At 31.8% G+C, this 735-nt stretch carries 1 protein-coding gene; it reads right to left on the minus strand.

Features of this window, described 5'->3' with window-relative positions; translation table 11 throughout:
* Positions 1 to 304: 304 nt before the first annotated feature.
* Complete coding sequence (locus tag IHO13_RS05560; RefSeq protein WP_368666889.1) at positions 305 to 604, minus strand: NADH dehydrogenase ubiquinone Fe-S protein 4; 300 nt, start codon at positions 602 to 604, stop codon at positions 305 to 307.
* Between the last annotated feature and the right edge of the window lie 131 nt (positions 605 to 735).

Consider the following 735-nt stretch of genomic DNA (forward strand, 5'->3'; position numbering starts at 1 on the left):
TTTTTTATTGTCTTAAACGCTTTAACAAACGCATTTTAGCTTATACTAGGTAAAACCCTTGAAAGTTTATAAAGGCATGAGGTGCACATAGTGCAAAAAATTAAACAACAGTACGCCAAGTACATTGAGTTTTTTTGTTGTTTAATCTGTACGGACTGAAGATAAATAATAGCTTTAGTATTACGATAAAGGTAATGGCAAAAGTTGTCAAGCAGTTTTTTTATCTCTGTTTCTATGAACTACTTGGATGACACAATTTTCGTATAGTAGGAGCATCTATGAAACCTATGTTCTACAACAGAACTTACTTAGATATGAAATTACTCGCGTAAGACTTTGGGCGTCTCTTAATGTCTTTTGGCATTTCAATTATATATTTAGCACTGCGTCTTTTTGCGTAGAATACTGCTTTTTCAAGGGAGTCAAACTTTAATACAATCTGTTTTTTGGGGCTTTTTGAGCCAACCCATCCCATTAGAGGTTCAATATAGTAAGGATCAGGTTCAGTTCTTAGGTGCCAAAAGTGTGTATTACCTAAGCCAGATTGTGTTGCAGTTCTTGTCGGTTTGTAAATCTTAAAAACTACTCTATCATCAACGTCCATAGCTTTTGCTAAATAAACTAAATATATACCTAAATAAATTCCTGCAGAAAAAATTAACGTGATTTCCTCTTTTTTATAATCGAACAATATAGTTTTTACAAATCTAAAAATCAGTGTTAAATAAAAATATA

The sequence above is a fragment of the Wolbachia endosymbiont of Mansonella perstans genome (genome assembly GCF_020278605.1).
Lineage (GTDB): Bacteria > Pseudomonadota > Alphaproteobacteria > Rickettsiales > Anaplasmataceae > Wolbachia.